This is a genomic window from Klebsiella sp. JN_Kp122, assembly GCF_040062085.1.
GTDB lineage: Bacteria > Pseudomonadota > Gammaproteobacteria > Enterobacterales > Enterobacteriaceae > Klebsiella > Klebsiella aerogenes.
The window spans coordinates 68,551-86,386 of the sequence record NZ_JBEAHW010000035.1; the positions used below are offsets into that span (position 1 = coordinate 68,551).

Genomic DNA, 17,836 nt, shown 5'->3' on the forward strand with positions numbered 1-17,836 from the left:
TGGAAGATTTTCTCTTTTATCGCCGGATTATGACATAACATTGAAAGCTCATTTCGCTTCTATGTCGATATTCTTTCTCACACGATAACCTAATTTTGCGAGTGTGTGATGTCTAATATCGTTGTGGAGCGTTGCTGATGGAAATAAGCCTGATCGCCAGCTTCTGGATAGTCTCGTTCCTGTTGATTATTACCCCCGGTGCTGACTGGGCCTATGCCATCAGCGCCGGTATCAACGGCCGTCGCGTCGTTCCGGCGGTGATGGGGCTGATGTCAGGACATCTGCTGGCAACGATTATCGTCGTCGCCGGCGTCGGGGTGTTAATCGCCGGTCATCCACTGGCGCTATCGGCGATCACCCTGGCGGGCGCGGCCTATTTATTGTGGCTCGGGGTCATGATATTACGCCATCCGGCGGCGCCGGGCGCGGCGCAACAATCGGCTGGCAGCTGGAATGCGTGGGCGGTGAAGGGACTATGCATTAGCGGCCTTAATCCAAAAGTCTTTCTGTTGTTCCTCGCCCTGCTGCCGCAGTTTACCGATCCGCACGGCAGTTGGCCGCTGGCGCTGCAGATGTCGGCGCTGGGTGCGATGCACCTGATGACCTGTACGCTAATTTATCTGTTGGTCGGCTATGGGTCGCGGGCGGTACTGGCGGCCCGCCCACAGGCGGCGAAAGGAGTGAGCATGGTTTCAGGGCTTATCATGATTGCCATTGCGATTATCCTGTTTTACCAGCAGTTAAGATAATTCGTAAGCCGTGGCGCTTACTGGGGAAGTTGATTAGCGCCATACGGCTTCATCAACAAATATAATCCGGGCTCTCTGGTCACTATTACGTTGTTGAGCCTGACAAGCCCGGGCCGTTATTTTCTGATACAAACAGAGATAAATTTCCTATAAATCATAAGCGGTTACAGCAGAAATTGCGCTTCGCAATAACTTCTTAAAACTTCCTAAAAACTCCGATTAAGTCTCTCATTAACTGATTACGCGAGCGGAAAATTCCGACTGCTCGATAATAAGTAAAATCTCTCTTTGAAACGTCTGCACATTTATTAACGCTATTCTCTCTACGATTTTTGCAGTATGGTTTAATCGCTGTTGTAGTGTTGCGGTGAATGCTATCAGGTGTCTTACGCTATTTTGTATGGCAAAACATTTACGCAACGCCAACCTGTTTATTGAGGCAATTATCCTCATGGATAACGGTTTGCAGCGTTATCCAGCCAGGACTCAGTTTATCAGCCGGTAGTCTATGACCTTGCTGTAAGCGCGCATACTCAAGAGGAGAAAGGATGAACAGGACGTGTAAACCTCCAGGAAAACCGATGTACATCAAATGCCTGAGCGCTTCGCATCAGGAATTCGCCTGCGTACAGCTTGCAGGCGATGAAGCCACTTCATTATATCCACAGGATTTCGCGCAGCTTTGCCGCGATAAAGTTCTTGTTACCTGAGGGATAGTAAAAGCGATTCGCATCATGCTTATTCATAAAATGCGCAACCTATCTTCGGATCCTGTAATAGGCCAGCCAGAGCCTATGGGATAGTAATGTACGCCTGCAAAAGAAAGGGAACATAATGAAGAATAATAGTGACATTAAAAAAAGGAACTTCCTGACTCAGAATGAAATTGAGTCATTACTCAATGCTGCCAATAGCGGACCTCATGCAGCTCGTAATTATTGCCTGACATTACTTTGTTTTATTCATGGCTTTCGTGCCAGCGAAATTTGTCGCCTGCGAATTTCAGATATTGACTTGCGTTCAAAATGTATTTACATCCATCGATTAAAAAAAGGTTTCTCAACCACTCATCCATTGCTGAATAAAGAGATCCAGGCGCTAAAGCGCTGGCTGGATATTCGTGATGAATATCCACAATCCACCAGCGAGTGGTTATTTTTATCGCGTAAGGGTAATCCTCTGTCACGCCAACAGTTTTACCAGATCATTTCCGCCTCCGGCGATCAGGCAGGATTACCGCTGGAAATTCACCCGCACATGTTACGCCACTCCTGCGGCTTTGCGCTGGCCAATATGGGCATCGATACGCGACTTATCCAGGATTATCTCGGCCACCGCAACATTCGCCATACCGTCTGGTACACGGCCAGTAACGCCGGGCGCTTTTATGGTATCTGGGATAATTCCCGCGAGAAGCAAAGAATCTCGCTTTTCCAGTAAGGTAGCCTTACGCCACGGATGGCGTTTCGTTGTCGGTTCCCTCTTACTGCCAGCCCCTGCCCGCCATCCCCGGCAAGACTGTTGCAAATTTGCTCTGTTTAGGCTGCGATAAATTGCAGCTTTCCTCATATATAGATTTTTTCTTGCGAAACATTAATAAAAATTAACCATACGTTAAATATGTTTATTGTTCTTAAAAGTTCTTATTTAGAACATGAAAAAAACATTCCTATGCACCTGTAATTCATCAGGATATTAGTTCGTTATTTATTGTTAAATTAATCCTTTCAGCACATGTTTTCCGTTCAATAAATAGCTGGCATTAACTTTTTTCCTTGCTATTTTATGCACCTGCCCGCGACCTGGCACAGCTCTATTGTGGTAAAGAATAAAATAGATAAAAATAAGAATTATCGCGTAGCGGTAATTTATGTTTGTGTAAATGTAATGTGATACCTGTTGGTCTTTATCCCTCTCAAATAATACGGGCTTTCCATTCAGATTATTTTTTATGCATCCTGAGATTTTTTCTCAGGCTGTTCCTTGCGAGTAAACTTAAATTCAGGAGCTCAAAATTGTGAACCGACGTCGTTTTCTCACCGCCAAAGAAGTTCAGGCAATGATGCAGGCGGCCCAGCACGGCCCAACCGGCGAACGGGATTACTGTCTGATCCTGCTGGCATTTCGCCACGGGATGCGTATCAGCGAATTACTTGATCTGCACTATCGCGATCTCGACCTTAACGAAGGACGCATCAATGTTCGCCGCTTAAAGAACGGTTTCTCTACCGTACATCCGCTGCGTTTTGATGAACGCGAAGCGATAGAGCGCTGGACACAGCAACGGGCCGGCTGGAAGGCAGCAGGCAAAAGCGACGCTCTATTTATCTCGCGCCGCGGCACCCCGCTTTCACGGCAACAGGCCTATCGCATTATCCGCGCCGCCGGGGAAGAAGCGGGAACCGTGACGCATACGCATCCGCATATGCTGCGTCATGCCTGCGGCTATGAACTGGCGGAAAGAGGAGCTGATACCCGTTTGATACAAGATTATCTCGGACATCGTAATATTCGTCATACTGTCCGTTATACCGCCAGTAATGCAGCGCGTTTTGCCGGGATTTGGGAAAGAAACAATCTGTTAGAGGAAAATTTACAAGCGCGGAAGAAATAGGATAACCGATTGATAAAAAGGAAAATTTTTAATATCGAACAAGTCAATTGGGGCCAAACTGTCTATATCATAAAAATGTTTTGTAATCTTTTGCAACTGACAAGTGCATATTTCATCAAAAAAAATTATATCTAATTGATTTACATTGAATTCTCCAACGACCTTTCTTTACTTATCCTCGTCAGACTATCTCGCATTCGCCCGCTTTTCGCTATCGAAGTCAAGTACGCCGTTTTTCCATTCACGGCAAAGTCATAGCTTTTAAATCCATAAAACAAACCATTAGAAGTATATAAATCCAAAACCAAACCAACCTTAACAAAATAAAAGCCATAAATCCTGATGAGTCAAAATGGCCCCAATTGACTCATCAGTAGGGGCAAAAACTGTGCAGAACCGGCAGTCGCACCATTCGGCTGATTTATGGAATGCCTGGAAGGCAAGACGACTGCCATTTTTGGTTCGTAATATCGATTTTGTTTAAAGGAAAACAGCATGAAAATCAAAACACTGGCAATCGTTGTCCTGTCAGCTCTGTCCCTGAGCTCCGCGGCGGCCCTGGCCGATACCACCACGGTAAATGGCGGAACAGTGCATTTTAAAGGAGAAATCGTCAACGCAGCCTGTGCAGTCGATGCCGGTTCTATCGACCAGACCGTTCAGTTAGGCCAGGTTCGTTCGGCAAAACTGGCTACCGCGGGCAGCACCAGCTCCGCTGTAGGTTTCAACATTCAGTTAGACGACTGTGATACCTCTGTCGCCACCAAAGCCTCTGTCGCTTTCTCTGGTACCGCGGTTGACAGCACCAACACCAGCGTTCTGGCTCTGCAGAGCTCCGCTGCTGGCGGCGCGACCAACGTTGGCGTACAGATCCTCGACAAAACCGGCACTCCGCTGGGCCTGGATGGCGCTACCTTCAGCGCGGCCACCACGCTGAACGACGGCACCAACATCATTCCTTTCCAGGCGCGTTACTACGCCACTGGCGCGGCTACTGCCGGTACTGCTAACGCAGACGCCACCTTCAAAGTGCAATACGAGTAATTCAAACATCAGACAGGGAAGCATTCCGGGCCAGGATGGCCCGTTATCCACTACGGGATTGGGGTGATAACGATGCAAGGAGTGAAGACAGGTCTGCTGATGTTTCTGTTTCCGCCGCTGGCGCTGGCCGGCAACCACTGGAACGTCACGGTGGCTGGGGGAAACATGCGTTTTCAAGGCGTCATCATCGCTGAGTCCTGCCGTGTTGAAGCCGGCGACCAGCAGATGACCGTCAATATGGGGCAGATCAGCAGTAATCGCTTTCATTCAGCCGGGGAAGATGCCAACCCGGTGCCATTCGATATTCACCTTCAGGATTGCAGCACCGCAGTCAGCCAGCATGTCGGCGTGTCTTTTCGCGGCGTGGCCGATGGCAAAAATCCGGATGTGCTCTCGGTTGGCGAAGGACCGGGTATCGCCACCGGCGTCGGCATCGCGTTATTTGATAACGAAGATCAATTGATTCCGCTGAATAGCCCGCCGGGCGCCTGGCGGCGGCTGTATACCGGCCCCACCACGCTACATTTTGTAGCCAAATATCGGGCGACCGGCAATCAGGTCACCGGAGGAGCGGCAAACGCGCAAGTTTGGTTCTCCCTGACCTATCAGTAATTAACCAGCAGATATGCCGGAAACAGGAAACAACGGTGAGTACAAAAGGGGTAAACGTGAAAAAGAGACTGGGGATGACGCGCGGACTACTGGCGGGATTATTGATGATAGCCGCAAGCGGTTACTCCGCCTGGGCTCAGGCCGGCGTTGCGCTCGGCGCCACGCGGGTTATCTATCCGGCCGGGCAAAAACAGGTGCAGTTAGGGGTGACCAATAATGATGACAACAGCACCTATCTGATTCAGTCGTGGGTGGAAAACGCCGACGGCGGCAAAGATGGCCGCTTCGTGATTACGCCGCCGCTGTTCGCCATGCAGGGCAAAAAAGAGAATACCCTGCGCATCATTGACGCCACCAATAAACAACTGCCGCAGGATCGCGAAAGCCTGTTCTGGATTAACGTGAAAGCCATCCCGTCGATGGATAAATCCAAACTGAGCGACAACACCCTGCAGCTGGCGATTATCAGCCGCATCAAGCTCTATTACCGCCCGGCGAAGCTGGCGCTACCGCCGGATCAGGCGGCGGAAAAACTGAGCTTTAGCCGCAGCGGTTCGTCGTTAACGTTGACTAACCCTACCCCTTATTACCTGACCGTCACCGAACTTAACGCCGGCACCCGGGTGCTGGAAAACGCGCTGGTGCCGCCAATGGGTAAAACCTCCGTCAAGCTGCCGCCGGATGCCGGTAGCAACATTACTTATCGCACGATTAATGATTACGGCGCGCTGACCCCAAAAATGACTGGCGTGCTGCGTTAATACAGGTTTGGCCCGCCGGGCGGGCCAAACCGCGCATAACAATAAGAACTGACAGCCGGGCGAATTGAGACCGGAGGGACTATGTCACATCTCAAATATGGACAGGACCGTTTTGGTTCCCGCAGCGCGAGGCTCCGCCCACGCGCTATTTTGGCCATGGCGAAACTCCCCGTGGCGCTCTGTTTTGTCCTGCAGGCGGGCTACGCGCAGGCTGAACTCTATTTTAACCCGCGTTTTTTAGCTGACGACCCTGCGGCGGTGGCCGATCTTTCCGGTTTCGAAAACGGGCAAGAGGTGCCGCCCGGCACCTACCGCGTCGATATTTACCTTAACGACGGCTTTATGACCACTCGCGATGTCACTTTTAACCGCGGCGAAAAAGGCCATGGGTTAAGCCCGTGCCTGACCCGCGGCCAGCTGGCGGGCATGGGGGTCAATACCGCGGCGGTGAACGGGATGAGTGCCCTCGCCACCGACGCCTGCGTGCCGCTGACCGAACTTATCACTGATGCCACGACGCGCTTCGATGTCGGCCAGCAGCGCCTGTACCTCACCGTGCCGCAGGCTTTTATGGGCAACCGCGCGCGCGGCTATATTCCGCCAGAAATGTGGGATGACGGCATCAACGCCGGGCTGCTGAACTACAACTTCACCGGTAACAACGTCCATAACGATACCGGCGGCAGCAGCAACTACGCTTATTTAAACCTGCAAAGCGGCCTCAATCTCGGTGCCTGGCGGCTGCGTGATAACACCACCTGGAGCTACAGCAGCGGCGGCAGCAGTTCCAGCAATGAGAACAAATGGCAACACGTCAACACCTGGCTTGAGCGCGACATCACACCGCTACGCTCGCGCCTGACCCTCGGCGATAGCTACACCAACGGCGATATTTTCGACGGCATAAACTTCCGCGGCGCCCAGCTGGCGAGCGATGACAACATGCTGCCGGATAGCCAGAAGGGCTTTGCGCCGGTGATCCATGGCATAGCCCGCGGCACCGCGCAGGTGTCGATCAAACAAAACGGCTATGAGATTTACCAGAGCACGGTCCCGCCGGGCCCGTTCACCATTAACGATCTCTATGCCGCAGGCAACGGCGGCGATCTGCAGGTGACGATTAAAGAAAACGACGGCACCAGCCAGGTCTTCAGCGTGCCGTGGTCAACGGTGCCGGTACTGCAGCGCGAAGGGCACACCCGGTACGCGCTAACCGCTGGCGAATATCGCAGCGGCAACGATCAGCAAGAAGAGCCGAAGTTCTTTCAGAGTACCGTGTTACACGGTCTGCCTGCGGGCTGGACGCTGTATGGCGGTACGCAGCTCGCCGACCGCTACCGCGCCTTTAATCTCGGCGTGGGGAAAAATATGGGCGATTTCGGCGCCGTGTCGCTGGATGTCACCCAGGCCAATGCCACCCTACCCGACGACAGCGATCATCAGGGGCAGTCAATTCGCTTCCTCTATAACAAGTCGCTGAGCGATGTCGGCACCAATATCCAACTGGTGGGCTATCGCTACTCTACTAAAGGTTATTACAGCTTTGCCGATACTACCTACCGCCGGATGAGCGGTTACGACGTAGAGACCCAGGATGGCGTAATCCAGGTGAAGCCGAAATTCACCGATTACTACAACCTCGCCTACAACAAGCGCGGCAAAGTGCAGCTAAGCGTCACCCAACAGTTGGGGCGTACCGCCACGCTCTATTTGAGCGGCAGCCATCAGACCTACTGGTCAACCGGCAAAGCGGACCAGCAGCTGCAGGCCGGGCTCAACGCGGCGGTGGACGACATCAACTGGACGCTGAGCTACAGCCTGACCAAAAACGCCTGGCAGCAGGGCCGCGACCAGATGCTGGCGGTCAACGTCAATATTCCGTTCAGCCACTGGCTGCGTTCCGACAGCAAATCGGTATGGCGGCACGCCAGCGCCAGCTACAGCATGTCGCACGATCTTGATGGCCGGATGACCAATCTGGCGGGACTTTACGGCACCCTGCTGGAAGACAATAACCTGAGCTATAGCGTGCAGACCGGCTACGCCAGCGGCGGCGAAGGCGATAGCAGCGGCACCGGCTATGCGGCGCTGAACTATCGCGGCGGCTACGGCAACGCCAACGTCGGCTACAGCCGCAGCGACGGTTTCAAACAGCTCTACTACGGCGTCAGCGGCGGTGTGCTGGCCCACGCCAACGGCGTGACCCTGAGCCAGCCGCTGAATGACACCGTGGTGTTGGTGAAAGCGCCCGGCGCCGGTGATGTCAAAGTGGAAAACCAGACCGGGGTGCGTACCGACTGGCGCGGCTATGCGGTGCTGCCTTACGCCACCGAATACCGCGAAAACCGGGTGGCGCTGGATACCAATACCCTTGCCGATAACGTCGATCTCGATGACGCGGTGGTCAGCGTTGTCCCTACCCACGGCGCTATCGTGCGGGCGGACTTCAAAGCCCACGTCGGGGTCAAGTTACTAATGACGTTGACCCATAACGGCAAACCAGTGCCGTTTGGCGCGATGGTCACCTCTGGCAGCAATCAGAGCGGCAGTATCGTGGCCGATAACGGCCAGGTCTACCTGAGCGGGATGCCGCTCGCCGGCAGCGTACAGGTGAAATGGGGCGAAGGCGCGGACGCCAGCTGTATGGCCAGCTACCGCCTGCCGGAAGAGAGTCAGCGGCAGGCGCTGAGCCAGCTATCGGCAGAGTGCCGTTAAGGAACGCATGATGATGAAAAAACCACTTAACCTGTTTGGCGCCGTCCTGACGCTGGTCTGCGCCAACGCCTTTGCGGCGGACAGCACCATCACCATCAGCGGCTACGTGCGCGACAACGCCTGCGCGGTGGCCACCGAATCGAAAGAGTTTACCGTCGATCTGATGGATAACGCCGCGAAGCAGTTTAACGCCGTCGGCGCGACCACGCCGCTGGTGCCGTTTCGCATCGTACTGTCGCCCTGCGGCAGCTCGGTGACGGCGGTCAAAGTCGGCTTTAACGGCACCCCGGATAGCGACAATAACGACCTGTTAAAAATCGACGGCGGCGCCTCCGCGGCGGCGGGCATGGCGGTGCAGATCCTCAACGGCCAGCAGACGATGCTGCCGGTCAACGCGCCCTCTTCGTCGATCGCCTGGACCACCTTAACGCCGGGGCAGACCAACACCCTCGGTTTTTACGCCAGGCTGATGGCAACCCGCGTACCGGTGACCGCCGGTCACGTCTATGCCACCGCCACCTTTACCCTTGAATTCCAGTAACCGGAGGCTGAGATGAAAGCACACTACGCAGGATGGCTTCTGGCAGGCGCGCTGGCGTTAAACATTACCCCGCTACAGGCCGCCGACATCACCATCACGGTGAACGGCAAAGTGGTGGCCAAGCCGTGTACGGTCTCCACCACCAACGCCAATGTTGACCTCGGCGATCTTTATACCTTCAGCCTGGTATCGGCGGGTTCCGCTTCGGCCTGGCACAGCACCGCGCTGGATTTAAGCAATTGTCCGGTCGGTACATCGCGCGTCGTCGCCACCTTTAGCGGCACCGCGGACAGCACCGGTTATTACAAGAATCAGGGTACCGCGGGCAACATCCAGCTCGAACTACAGGACGACAGCGGCACCACGCTCAATAACGGGGCGCAAAAGTCGGTTCAGGTCGACGATAGCTCGCAGTCGGCGCGTTTTCCGCTGCAGGTCCGGGCCCTGTCGGTTAACGGCGGCGCCACCCAGGGAACCATTCAGGCGGTGATTAGCGTCACCTATACCTACGCCTGAGTCAGGAGAGTTTGTTTATGAAAAAAATCATCGCTCTGTTTACCGCCCTGCTGCTGATGGGCTGGTCGCTGGACGTCGCGGCATTCACCTGTAAAGTTGCCGACACCGGGCAAACTATGACTTCAGGCGCGGCGAATGTTTACGTCAACTTAACGCCCTCTATTGGCGTCGGCCAAAACCTGGTTGTCGATTTATCTTCTTCCATCGTCTGTAAAAATGACTCCAGCGGCGGCTCCATTATTGACTATATCAACCTCACCAGTGGCTCAGCATTCGGTGGCGCGCTGGAGGCATTTACCGGGAGCATTTATTGGGCAGGCAATACTTACCCATTACCGATGAACTCGAACTCATCGGTCTACATCATCACCCACACAGATTATCGTGGATTACCGTTGCGCATGTACCTTACCGCAACCGGCGCTGCGGGCGGGGTCGTGATTAATTCTGGCGAGCTTATCGCGCGGCTCAATATGCATAAAGTGGCCAGCGACGGAAACCCGAGAGATTTCACCTGGAATATTTATGCTAATAATAATGTCGTGGTACCAACGGGCGGTTGCGACGTGTCAGCCCGTGATGTCACGGTTACGCTTCCCGACTATCCGGGTTCCATGGCCGTGCCCGTCACGGTTCACTGCGCGCAAAATCAAAGCCTTGCCTATTACCTGACGGGCACCACCGCCGATAGCGCCAATTCCATATTTCGCAATACCGCTTCCGCTTCGCCGGCACAGGGTATTGGCGTCCAGTTGACGCGTAACGGGACCGCCGTTCCGGCCAACAGCAATGTCTCACTGGGTACAGTTGGCACTTCGCCGGTGAATCTCGGGCTGACCGCCACCTACGCGCGCACCAGCGGTCAGGTAACGGCGGGTAACGTCCAGTCGATTATTGGGGTGACGTTTGTCTACCAGTAAAGCCGATATCCCGCAGGCGACGACGGATTACATTCTGTCGCCCTGCGCCATGGCGGCGGCGGGATTAGCCCGCATGGTCGACGACGGTTGCCGCCAGCCTGTGTGGCTACAGCCGCGGGTGCAGAGCATGCTGTCGATATCTGCGCCAGCCGACGTCCGGCAAATCGTGGTTTTTCTGCCCGACGATCCCTGGTGGCTACTGTTCGTCCTGCGCGAAGCCGCCTGGTTACTCAACCAGGCCAAACGACCTTTGCCTATGGTGATCTTAAGCCGCAGTCCGGCGCCGTGGTTATGGCAAACCTTACTGCACCAGGTTGGCGACCGCCGCCTGCTGGCCGCCGTGCAGGCGGTCTCTTCCGATCTACCGTGCCGCCGTCTGGCGGCATTGTTGAAAGGCGGCCTGGTCGGCTACCCCGGCCTGCAACAGCTTTCGGCCATCGAGGCACTGGCGCGCGGCAAACCGCCGTCGGGCTTAAGCAAAATCGAACTTAACGCCACCCTCGCCCTGCTGTATGGCCACAGCATCACCAGTCAGGCGCAGATCCGCGGCGTCAGTCAGAAAACGCTCTACAACCAAAGAACCTCAGGACTAAACAAGATGGTGGAGTATCATCCGCATCTGGCGAGCCGGTTTCCGGGCAGCCGAAGCAAACGCGTAGCTGGTCAGGGCATGACCGCGCTGACCCCCTTCGAACGTGAGTTTATCCATGCTATTCACAGCCGGCAGATCTTTCCGGTCTTTCAGCCGATTGTCGACGAGCGCTTACGCCTGCAGGGCATCGAGATCTTATCCCGCTGGCGCAAAGATGGCGTGGTACTGCCGCCGGGCGAATTTCTCCCGCATATTCACTCCGAATACGCCTGGCTATTACTGACCGCCTTTGTCCTGCAGGAAGCGGTGCAGAATATCAATCGCTATCAGGGCGAGTTCTATTTTTCGGTCAATATCCCTCCCTGCATCGCCTATCACGATAATCTTGCCCGTATGATGGAAACCGCCTGGCAACAGCTACAGAACCCCCAGTGGGCCAACCGGCTGGTGCTGGAATTTGCTGAAACCGTCGATTTACAGCAGCAAGGAAAAGCGGTGGAGAATATGAGTAATATTCAGCAGCAGGGCTTTCGCATCTTTCTCGACGACTGCTTCTCGCACAGCAGCGTGATGTTCCCGGTACGCACGGCGCGTTTTAGCGGCTACAAGCTGGATATGAGCATCGTCAATGATTTTCAGCGCGACCCGCACGCGCTGGTGTTGATTAAAAGCCTGGTCTACTACTGCCAGCTAACGCAGAACCGCTGCATCGCCGAGGGGGTAGATAGTCTGGAGAAATTTAATCAGCTAAAAGCGCTGGGAGTCGATCGTTTCCAGGGGTATCTGTTCTCACCACCGGTCACTCGCGAGCATCTGGGAGAGATCATTTCGCGATTTTTACCGGATCATGCCACCTGCCGGTTGGCCGGATAATCGCAGCACGGCGCCAGCCACAGCTGGCGCCGTATTTCAGGCGCGAATGTCGTCGTACTCGCGGGTGTTATCGAATTCGTGTTTGGCAAACGGGCACAGCGGAATGATTTTGCGCTGTTCCTGGCGCATTTTTTCGACCACTTTCGCTACCAGCTGTTTACCCACGCCCTGGCCTTTCAGGCTGGGATCGACATCGGTATGCTCAATAATGCTCAGATGTTCACCGGTTGGAACAAAGACAATTTCCGCCACCTGGTTTCCCTCGGCGTCATTAACGTAGAACTTGTTATGGCCTTCCAGAATTTCCATCATTTCCTCGCTTATTTGTGGCGATACTTCAATGCGCCGCTGGGACAGGTATCGATCACTTTGACCACCGTGGCCACATCCACCTGATCGGGGATGATCCACGGTTTACGTTTCAGATTGAACAGCTTCGCGCTGCCGCGCACGCAGTTACCCGAGTGCTGACAGATATCGGTATTGAAATAGACATCTATCTTCTCGCCGGTATAGGCCCGGTAGCCCGCTTCCAGTAGTTCTTTATCCATGACATTGCCTCAGTATTTTTATTATGTTTACCTAAGAGCCTATCTCATTAGGGCTATTTTGCTTGCCATTTTGAACCTGGGCAGTGCTCAAAATCCTCACGTACTACGTGTACGCTCCGGTTTCTGCGCGCTGTCCGTGTTCAAACTGGCTGCGCCAATTACACCTACTGGGATAGGCTCTAAGAATAGCTCGCGGCATAGCCGCTGACTATGGAGAAATGAGAAACGCCCTATTTCAATTATTTCGCTAATGATAAAGCGACTTTTTAATACCTACGCGAAATTAAACTATTATCAGAGGATAACCATAACTCGGCTAAGCAAACCATCAGCGCTATAATTTAGGCGGTGTATGAGGGTTTATTTAATCAAAAACGAATAAACTCAATTGTTCAATGGCATGAACATTCAGGTATCTTCCTTTGAAGCAAATTGTAAAACGGGCGCGCCCGGCATTGTTATTACTTCTTTTGGCGGTCTCCGGTTGCTCTTTATCCCCCGCCATACCGGTATTAGGCGCAGCATTCCCCGGCTGGTTCTTCTGCTTTTTAGGCGGCGCATTACTGCTGATCCCTTGTCATATCCTGATTGCCCGTAAAGGCTGGCAGGCGCGCTTTTCCCCGCTGGTATTAAGTTACCTGGCGTTAATGTTTCTATTTGCCACTATTCTGTGGTTTCTTCTTTTCGCACATTAAATACCTATGACTCAATCCAGCCCAAGCGTTTTACGGAAAAAATGGCCCTTGTTGGCTCTCGTCCTCGCCGCCATTGTGGCGCTGATCGTGGTTATCTGGCAGTTACAGACTTCGCCGGAAACCAACGACGCCTACGTCTACGCCGACACCATTGACGTGGTGCCGGAAGTCAGCGGGCGAATCGTTGAAATGCCGATCCGCGATAACCAGCGGGTGAAGAAAGGCGATCTGCTGTTCCGCATCGATCCGCGCCCCTATCAGGCGATGCTGGAGGATGCCAAATCACGGCTGGCGGCGCTTGATGCGCAGATTATGCTGACCCAGCGCACCATCAAAGCCCAGCAGTATAACGCTCAGTCGGTGAGCGCCGCGGTAGAGCGGGCGAAGGCGCTGGTGAAACAGACTACCTCGACCCGTATCCGCCTGGAACCGCTGGTGCCGCAGGGATTCGCCGCGCAGGAAGATCTCGATCAGGCACGCACCGCGGAAAAAGCCGCCCGCGCCGAACTGGAAGCCACGCTGCTGCAGGCCAAACAGGCTGATGCCGCGGTCACCGGCGTCGATGCAATGGTCGCGCAGCGCGCCGGGATCGTCGCGCAAATCGCCCTGGCGGAACTGCACCTGGAGTTCACCGAAGTCCGTGCGCCGTTTAACGGCGTGGTTATCGCCCTGAAAACCACCGTCGGACAATATGCTTCCGCCCTGAAACCGGTCTTTACGCTGCTGGATAACGACCACTGGTATGTGATTGCGAACTTCCGCGAAACGGATCTGCAAAACGTTCGGCCTGGCGTGCCGGCAACCGTGACGGTGATGACCAACCACAGCCGCCCCTTTGACGGCGTCGTCGATTCCGTTGGTTCAGGCGTACTGCCGGAGGGCGGTAGCGTCATTGGCGGGTTGCCGGTGATTCAGAAGAGCATCAACTGGGTACATGTGTCGCAGCGCTTCCCGGTTAAAATCGCGGTGAAAAATCCCGATCCGGAACTGTTCCGCATGGGCGCCTCCGCCAGCGCCGTGCTGCAGGCGAAATAAGGGTCCGGCATGCATAATTTCTGGTTGTTTCTGCAACGGGAGCTCGCCGATGCGCCGGGGCGGGCCAACTATACCCTGCGCCTGACGCTGAGCTGCGCAGTGCTGATCACCCTGTTTATGACCCTGCAGATCCCGTTTCTCGCCGTGGCGCTGATCGTGGTGTTTTACGTCAGCCAGCCGAACATTTTGATGATTAAGCTGGGCAGCGTCCTGTTTTTTGTCACCATCAGCGTGGCGCTGGGGCTGGTGCTGCTGATCATCAAGTGGACCTATGATTTCCCGCTGATTCGCCTGGTCGCTTCGGTATGCCTGTTCTTTGGCGCGATGTATCTGATGCGCGTGCTGGGCAAACTCGGGCTGGCGTTTTTCGTGGTGGCGCTGGCGGTGATTTATGCCCAGACCTTCCCGTCGATGACCAGCCAAAGTGAAGTTCTGGTGCGCCTGCTGCTGTGGCTTTGGGTGGCGATCAATACCGCAACGCTGGTCACGCTCCTGGTTAACGCCTGCTTTCGCCAGGCCTTCCCCGGCTACCAATTCCGTGCCCAACTGGTGGTGATGCAGCGGCAGGTCGCCGACGTGCTGACGCAGAACGCCGCGCCGCCGACCTTCAAAGAGATCGCAGGGCGTTTTAATCAGTTGCAAGGATTGTTTAAGCAGGCCCGTTTTGCGGCGCCGGAAATTGCCGCCGATCCGTCGCGCTGGCAGGCGCTGATGGCAACCACCCTGCGCTGCTATCACCTCGCGGCGCTGCTGCAACCGGGCGACGATCACGCCGCGGCGCGCCAGCAGATCGCCGCCGCGCTACAGGCGCTGGCGCCGTCGATGAACGAGGGTACGCCGTTTTCATTCTCCGCGCCGGCCATTGATGATCGCGGCGCCAATACGCTGATTTTACAAGAGATGGCGGATGTGCTGGCGAAGCTGGCGCGCGGTGAAACCATCGACCTGCCGCAGGGTGAAGCCGAGAAGTCGCCGCTGCTGCTGCCGGATGCCTGGCGCAATCCCGCTTATCTGCATTTCGCCCTGAAAACCCTGCTGGCGACGCTGCTGTGCTACGTCTTCTATACCGCCGCGGACTGGCAAGGGATCCACACCATCATGCTGAGCTGCGTGATTGTCGCCCAGCCGGGGCTGGGGGCGACGATGCAAAAAACCTGGCTGCGTATCGGCGGCGCGCTGCTCGCCACGTTGCTGGCGCTATTGTTGATCGTCTTTGTACAACCGTGGACCGAGTCCATCGTCGGCCTGCTGGCGATGGTTTTGCCGGTAATGGCGCTCTCGGCGTGGATTGCCGCCGGGTCAGAGCGTATTGCCTACGCCGGGATCCAAATCGGCTTTACCTTCTCGCTGGCCTTCCTCAGCTGGTTTGGCCCACTGACCAACCTGACCGAACTGCGCGACCGGGTCATCGGTATTTTGCTCGGCGTACTGGTCTCATCGATCGTCCATCTTTACCTGTGGCCGGATAGCGAAGCGCCACAGCTGAAATCGCGGCTGGCGCAACTCTATCGCCAGATAGCCGACTTCCTGCGCACGAAAGATGATAAGCCGCAGATGGTGCCGCTGTTCCAGGCGCTGACCACCAGCGAAACGCTGATGCATCGGGTCGCCGCCGAGCCGCTGGGCACCTTTGCGCATCCGTGGCCGCAGGCGAAATCCTGGCCGAGCAAAGCCACCTGGCAGCAGGCGCAGGAGATAGTACGCCTGAGCGAGGGCTACCTACTGTATGCCGCGCCGGGAGACCCCTTCTTAAGCCGCTGCGCCGAACAGTTACAGGCGTATGCCGATAATATTGAACGTCAGCAGCCGAGGGCGCCCGTCGCGCCGCTGGTTGTCGATCCGGCTAATCCGTTCGGCGAACCGCTGGCGGCTTTACTGGCCACCCTGCCGGACTGGTCAGACAAACCTTCTGAATTTACGCGACAGGCAGAACCGTCATGATAAAAATGGATGCCGCAGCACGTTTTCTGCGCTACTCACCGCTGGCCTTCGTCATCAGCCTGTTGACAGGATGCGCGCTGATTCAGGACGATCCTAGCGAAGTGCCGATCGTTAATCCGCAACAGGCGCAGCTGGCGCAGGTGATCCACCTGGCGAATAGCGGCTGGCCGGCGGCCCGCTGGTGGGAAGGGTATCACGATCCCCAGCTCAACATGCTGGTAAACCGCGCGCTGCAAAATTCGCCGACCATGCAAGCGGCGCGGCTACGCATCTCACAGTCACAATCCACCGTCGAGCTGGCGCAGTCGGCAATGGGCGTGCAGGCGACCGCCGTGGCGGCGCAGAACCGGATGCGTATAACCGATAAATCCTTTAGCTGGCCCTACTCCTATTCTCTGCCGGTGGATAAAAACGGCCCGTGGTACACGCTCAATACCGTGGGCGTCGGCGCAACGCTGAATATCGATTTATGGGGCGCCGACCGGGCCCGCGTCGCGGCGGCTATTGGCGAAAAGAACGCTCGCCAGGCGGAAACCGCCGGTATCGAACTGGACCTCGCCAGCAGCGTGGCGCAGCTGTACTTCGCCATGCAGGCCACCTTCCAGAAGATCGTTCTGCTGCAGCAGCTAGAAGAAATAGCGCGGCTGTCGGTACAGGCGCATGAACACCGCACCCAGCGCGGCGTGGAGGATAGCGTCGATATCGCCAATGCGCAGGCGGAACTGCTGGGCGCGCAGCAGCAGGTGATTACCGCCCGCGGCACGCTAACCCAGTACCGTGAAACGTTGCGGGCGCTGATTGGCGCCGACGCGCAGAGTATGCCGGAGATCCACCCGGTCGCCCTGCCGGCGTTGCAGGAAACGCTGCCGGATTCACTCTCCTTCGAATTGCTGGCGCGTCGCCCGGATCTGCAGGCCCTGCGCGGTTATGTGACCGCTTCTATGAGCCAGGTAGATGCGGCGAAAGCGGCCTTTTATCCGCATTTTGATATTAAAGCCTTCTGGGGATATAACGCGCTGAGCGTTGGCGATCTGTTTAAGTCGTCCTTCCAGCAGATTAACCTGCTGCCAGGGCTGTATTTGCCGATATTCGATGGCGGCCGCCTGAACGCCAATCTGAAGTCGGTACGTACGGCGAGCAATATCCTGATTAAGCAGTACAACCAGGCGGTGCTGGATGCGGTACGGGACGTGGCGATAAGCTCCAGTCAGCTTAACGATCTCAACCAGCAGGTGGCGCTGCAGGAGCTGAAGGTGACGGCAGCGATGGCTACCACCCGCAGCGCCAGCGCCCATCACCAGCGCGGCCTGTTAAGCCGCTATGCCGCACAAGAAGCGCGGCGACCGGCCATCGCCCAGCAGCTGTTATTGCTGGATATTCAGGCCCAGCGCCTTAGCACCGATATCACGCTGATTAAGGCCCTCGGCGGCGATTACCGCGGCCCGGCGGTGGGTTCCGCAAAACCGTAACCCTGCTAAGCGTAGCGCGAGCAGGGAAATCCCCGGATAGCGGCTCACGCCTTATCCGGGCTACCGTTCTGATGAAGCCCCGGCAGTGGGTTGCGCAGAACCGTAGCCCTGCTAAGCGCAGCGCGAGCAGGGAAATCCCCGGATAGCGGCTTGCGCCTTATCCGGGCTACCGTTCTGATGAAGCCCCGGCAGTGGGTTGCGCAGAACC

18 protein-coding genes are annotated in these 17,836 nt (G+C 55.7%); 16 read left to right on the forward strand and 2 right to left on the reverse strand.

Features of this window, described 5'->3' with window-relative positions:
* Positions 1-137: 137 nt before the first annotated feature.
* The 12 genes from ABLU78_RS14385 to ABLU78_RS14440 all read left to right on the forward strand — a co-directional run bounded on the left by ABLU78_RS14385 (position 138) and on the right by ABLU78_RS14440 (position 11,937).
* Positions 138-749, forward strand: coding sequence for a LysE family translocator (locus tag ABLU78_RS14385; RefSeq protein ID WP_015703356.1), 612 nt, complete (start codon positions 138-140; stop codon positions 747-749).
* Between the two features lie 581 nt (positions 750-1,330).
* Entirely contained in the window at positions 1,331-1,459 is a 129-nt protein-coding gene (locus ABLU78_RS14390) for a hypothetical protein (protein WP_015369874.1), read from the forward strand.
* 124 nt (positions 1,460-1,583) lie between these two features.
* On the forward strand, positions 1,584-2,189 hold the full coding sequence (locus ABLU78_RS14395; protein ID WP_015369873.1) for a tyrosine-type DNA invertase: 606 nt from the start codon (positions 1,584-1,586) through the stop codon (positions 2,187-2,189).
* 577 nt (positions 2,190-2,766) lie between these two features.
* Positions 2,767-3,363 carry a type 1 fimbria switch DNA invertase FimE gene (gene fimE, locus ABLU78_RS14400; RefSeq protein ID WP_015703357.1) on the forward strand — a complete coding sequence of 199 codons (597 nt, stop codon included), beginning with the start codon at positions 2,767-2,769 and terminating at the stop codon, positions 3,361-3,363.
* A 495-nt stretch (positions 3,364-3,858) separates the two neighbouring features.
* The gene (gene fimA, locus ABLU78_RS14405) at positions 3,859-4,407 is read left to right on the forward strand and encodes a type 1 fimbrial major subunit FimA (RefSeq protein ID WP_015369870.1); all 549 of its coding nucleotides are present in this window, start codon (positions 3,859-3,861) and stop codon (positions 4,405-4,407) included.
* A gap of 72 nt (positions 4,408-4,479) precedes the next feature.
* Positions 4,480-5,019, forward strand: coding sequence for a fimbrial protein (locus ABLU78_RS14410; protein WP_015369869.1), 540 nt, complete (start codon positions 4,480-4,482; stop codon positions 5,017-5,019).
* Between the two features lie 74 nt (positions 5,020-5,093).
* Complete coding sequence (locus ABLU78_RS14415) at positions 5,094-5,780, forward strand: fimbria/pilus periplasmic chaperone (protein WP_048229412.1); 687 nt, start codon at positions 5,094-5,096, stop codon at positions 5,778-5,780.
* An 81-nt stretch (positions 5,781-5,861) separates the two neighbouring features.
* Positions 5,862-8,495 carry a fimbrial biogenesis usher protein gene (locus ABLU78_RS14420; protein WP_048229413.1) on the forward strand — a complete coding sequence of 878 codons (2,634 nt, stop codon included), beginning with the start codon at positions 5,862-5,864 and terminating at the stop codon, positions 8,493-8,495.
* A 13-nt stretch (positions 8,496-8,508) separates the two neighbouring features.
* The gene (locus ABLU78_RS14425; RefSeq protein ID WP_170926280.1) at positions 8,509-9,036 is read left to right on the forward strand and encodes a fimbrial protein; all 528 of its coding nucleotides are present in this window, start codon (positions 8,509-8,511) and stop codon (positions 9,034-9,036) included.
* Between the two features lie 12 nt (positions 9,037-9,048).
* Positions 9,049-9,552, forward strand: a complete 504-nt coding sequence (locus ABLU78_RS14430) for a fimbrial protein (RefSeq protein WP_045396563.1) — start codon at positions 9,049-9,051, stop codon at positions 9,550-9,552.
* A 17-nt stretch (positions 9,553-9,569) separates the two neighbouring features.
* Positions 9,570-10,472 carry a fimbrial protein gene (locus ABLU78_RS14435; protein ID WP_047080375.1) on the forward strand — a complete coding sequence of 301 codons (903 nt, stop codon included), beginning with the start codon at positions 9,570-9,572 and terminating at the stop codon, positions 10,470-10,472.
* Positions 10,459-11,937, forward strand: coding sequence for an EAL domain-containing protein (locus tag ABLU78_RS14440; RefSeq protein ID WP_032709078.1), 1,479 nt, complete (start codon positions 10,459-10,461; stop codon positions 11,935-11,937). Before ABLU78_RS14435 ends, ABLU78_RS14440 begins: the two co-directional genes overlap by 14 nt.
* A gap of 36 nt (positions 11,938-11,973) precedes the next feature.
* Here the strand turns inward: ABLU78_RS14440 and ABLU78_RS14445 are convergent, their stop codons facing one another.
* Both ABLU78_RS14445 and yjdI read right to left on the reverse strand, forming a co-directional pair.
* A complete protein-coding gene (locus tag ABLU78_RS14445) occupies positions 11,974-12,246 on the reverse strand; it encodes a GNAT family N-acetyltransferase (RefSeq protein WP_015369862.1) in 273 nt (90 codons plus the stop codon).
* Between the two features lie 11 nt (positions 12,247-12,257).
* The gene (gene yjdI, locus ABLU78_RS14450) at positions 12,258-12,488 is read right to left on the reverse strand and encodes a 4Fe-4S mono-cluster protein YjdI (protein ID WP_015369861.1); all 231 of its coding nucleotides are present in this window, start codon (positions 12,486-12,488) and stop codon (positions 12,258-12,260) included.
* Positions 12,489-12,910: 422 nt separating this feature from the next.
* On the opposite strand from yjdI, the gene ABLU78_RS14455 reads away from it, so the two are divergent.
* Genes ABLU78_RS14455 through ABLU78_RS14470 form a run of 4 tightly spaced genes read left to right on the forward strand, consistent with a single transcriptional unit; the run spans position 12,911 to position 17,628 of the window.
* The gene (locus ABLU78_RS14455) at positions 12,911-13,183 is read left to right on the forward strand and encodes a YtcA family lipoprotein (protein WP_015369860.1); all 273 of its coding nucleotides are present in this window, start codon (positions 12,911-12,913) and stop codon (positions 13,181-13,183) included.
* Positions 13,184-13,189: 6 nt separating this feature from the next.
* On the forward strand, positions 13,190-14,218 hold the full coding sequence (gene mdtN, locus ABLU78_RS14460) for a multidrug transporter subunit MdtN (protein ID WP_032712467.1): 1,029 nt from the start codon (positions 13,190-13,192) through the stop codon (positions 14,216-14,218).
* Between the two features lie 9 nt (positions 14,219-14,227).
* Complete coding sequence (locus tag ABLU78_RS14465; RefSeq protein WP_048229419.1) at positions 14,228-16,159, forward strand: FUSC family protein; 1,932 nt, start codon at positions 14,228-14,230, stop codon at positions 16,157-16,159.
* On the forward strand, positions 16,156-17,628 hold the full coding sequence (locus ABLU78_RS14470) for an MdtP family multidrug efflux transporter outer membrane subunit (protein WP_048229421.1): 1,473 nt from the start codon (positions 16,156-16,158) through the stop codon (positions 17,626-17,628). Before ABLU78_RS14465 ends, ABLU78_RS14470 begins: the two co-directional genes overlap by 4 nt.
* Positions 17,629-17,836 lie beyond the last annotated feature (208 nt).

Coding starts and splice junctions, on each gene's coding strand:
- ABLU78_RS14385 (WP_015703356.1), top strand. CDS start 138: ATGGAAATAAGCCTGATCGCCAGCTTCTGGATAGTCTCGTTCCTGTTG.
- ABLU78_RS14390 (WP_015369874.1), top strand. CDS start 1,331: ATGTACATCAAATGCCTGAGCGCTTCGCATCAGGAATTCGCCTGCGTA.
- ABLU78_RS14395 (WP_015369873.1), top strand. CDS start 1,584: ATGAAGAATAATAGTGACATTAAAAAAAGGAACTTCCTGACTCAGAAT.
- fimA (WP_015369870.1), top strand. CDS start 3,859: ATGAAAATCAAAACACTGGCAATCGTTGTCCTGTCAGCTCTGTCCCTG.
- ABLU78_RS14410 (WP_015369869.1), top strand. CDS start 4,480: ATGCAAGGAGTGAAGACAGGTCTGCTGATGTTTCTGTTTCCGCCGCTG.
- ABLU78_RS14415 (WP_048229412.1), top strand. CDS start 5,094: ATGACGCGCGGACTACTGGCGGGATTATTGATGATAGCCGCAAGCGGT.
- ABLU78_RS14420 (WP_048229413.1), top strand. CDS start 5,862: ATGTCACATCTCAAATATGGACAGGACCGTTTTGGTTCCCGCAGCGCG.
- ABLU78_RS14425 (WP_170926280.1), top strand. CDS start 8,509: ATGAAAAAACCACTTAACCTGTTTGGCGCCGTCCTGACGCTGGTCTGC.
- ABLU78_RS14430 (WP_045396563.1), top strand. CDS start 9,049: ATGAAAGCACACTACGCAGGATGGCTTCTGGCAGGCGCGCTGGCGTTA.
- ABLU78_RS14435 (WP_047080375.1), top strand. CDS start 9,570: ATGAAAAAAATCATCGCTCTGTTTACCGCCCTGCTGCTGATGGGCTGG.
- ABLU78_RS14445 (WP_015369862.1), bottom strand. CDS start 12,246: ATGGAAATTCTGGAAGGCCATAACAAGTTCTACGTTAATGACGCCGAG.
- yjdI (WP_015369861.1), bottom strand. CDS start 12,488: ATGGATAAAGAACTACTGGAAGCGGGCTACCGGGCCTATACCGGCGAG.
- mdtN (WP_032712467.1), top strand. CDS start 13,190: ATGACTCAATCCAGCCCAAGCGTTTTACGGAAAAAATGGCCCTTGTTG.
- ABLU78_RS14465 (WP_048229419.1), top strand. CDS start 14,228: ATGCATAATTTCTGGTTGTTTCTGCAACGGGAGCTCGCCGATGCGCCG.
- ABLU78_RS14470 (WP_048229421.1), top strand. CDS start 16,156: ATGATAAAAATGGATGCCGCAGCACGTTTTCTGCGCTACTCACCGCTG.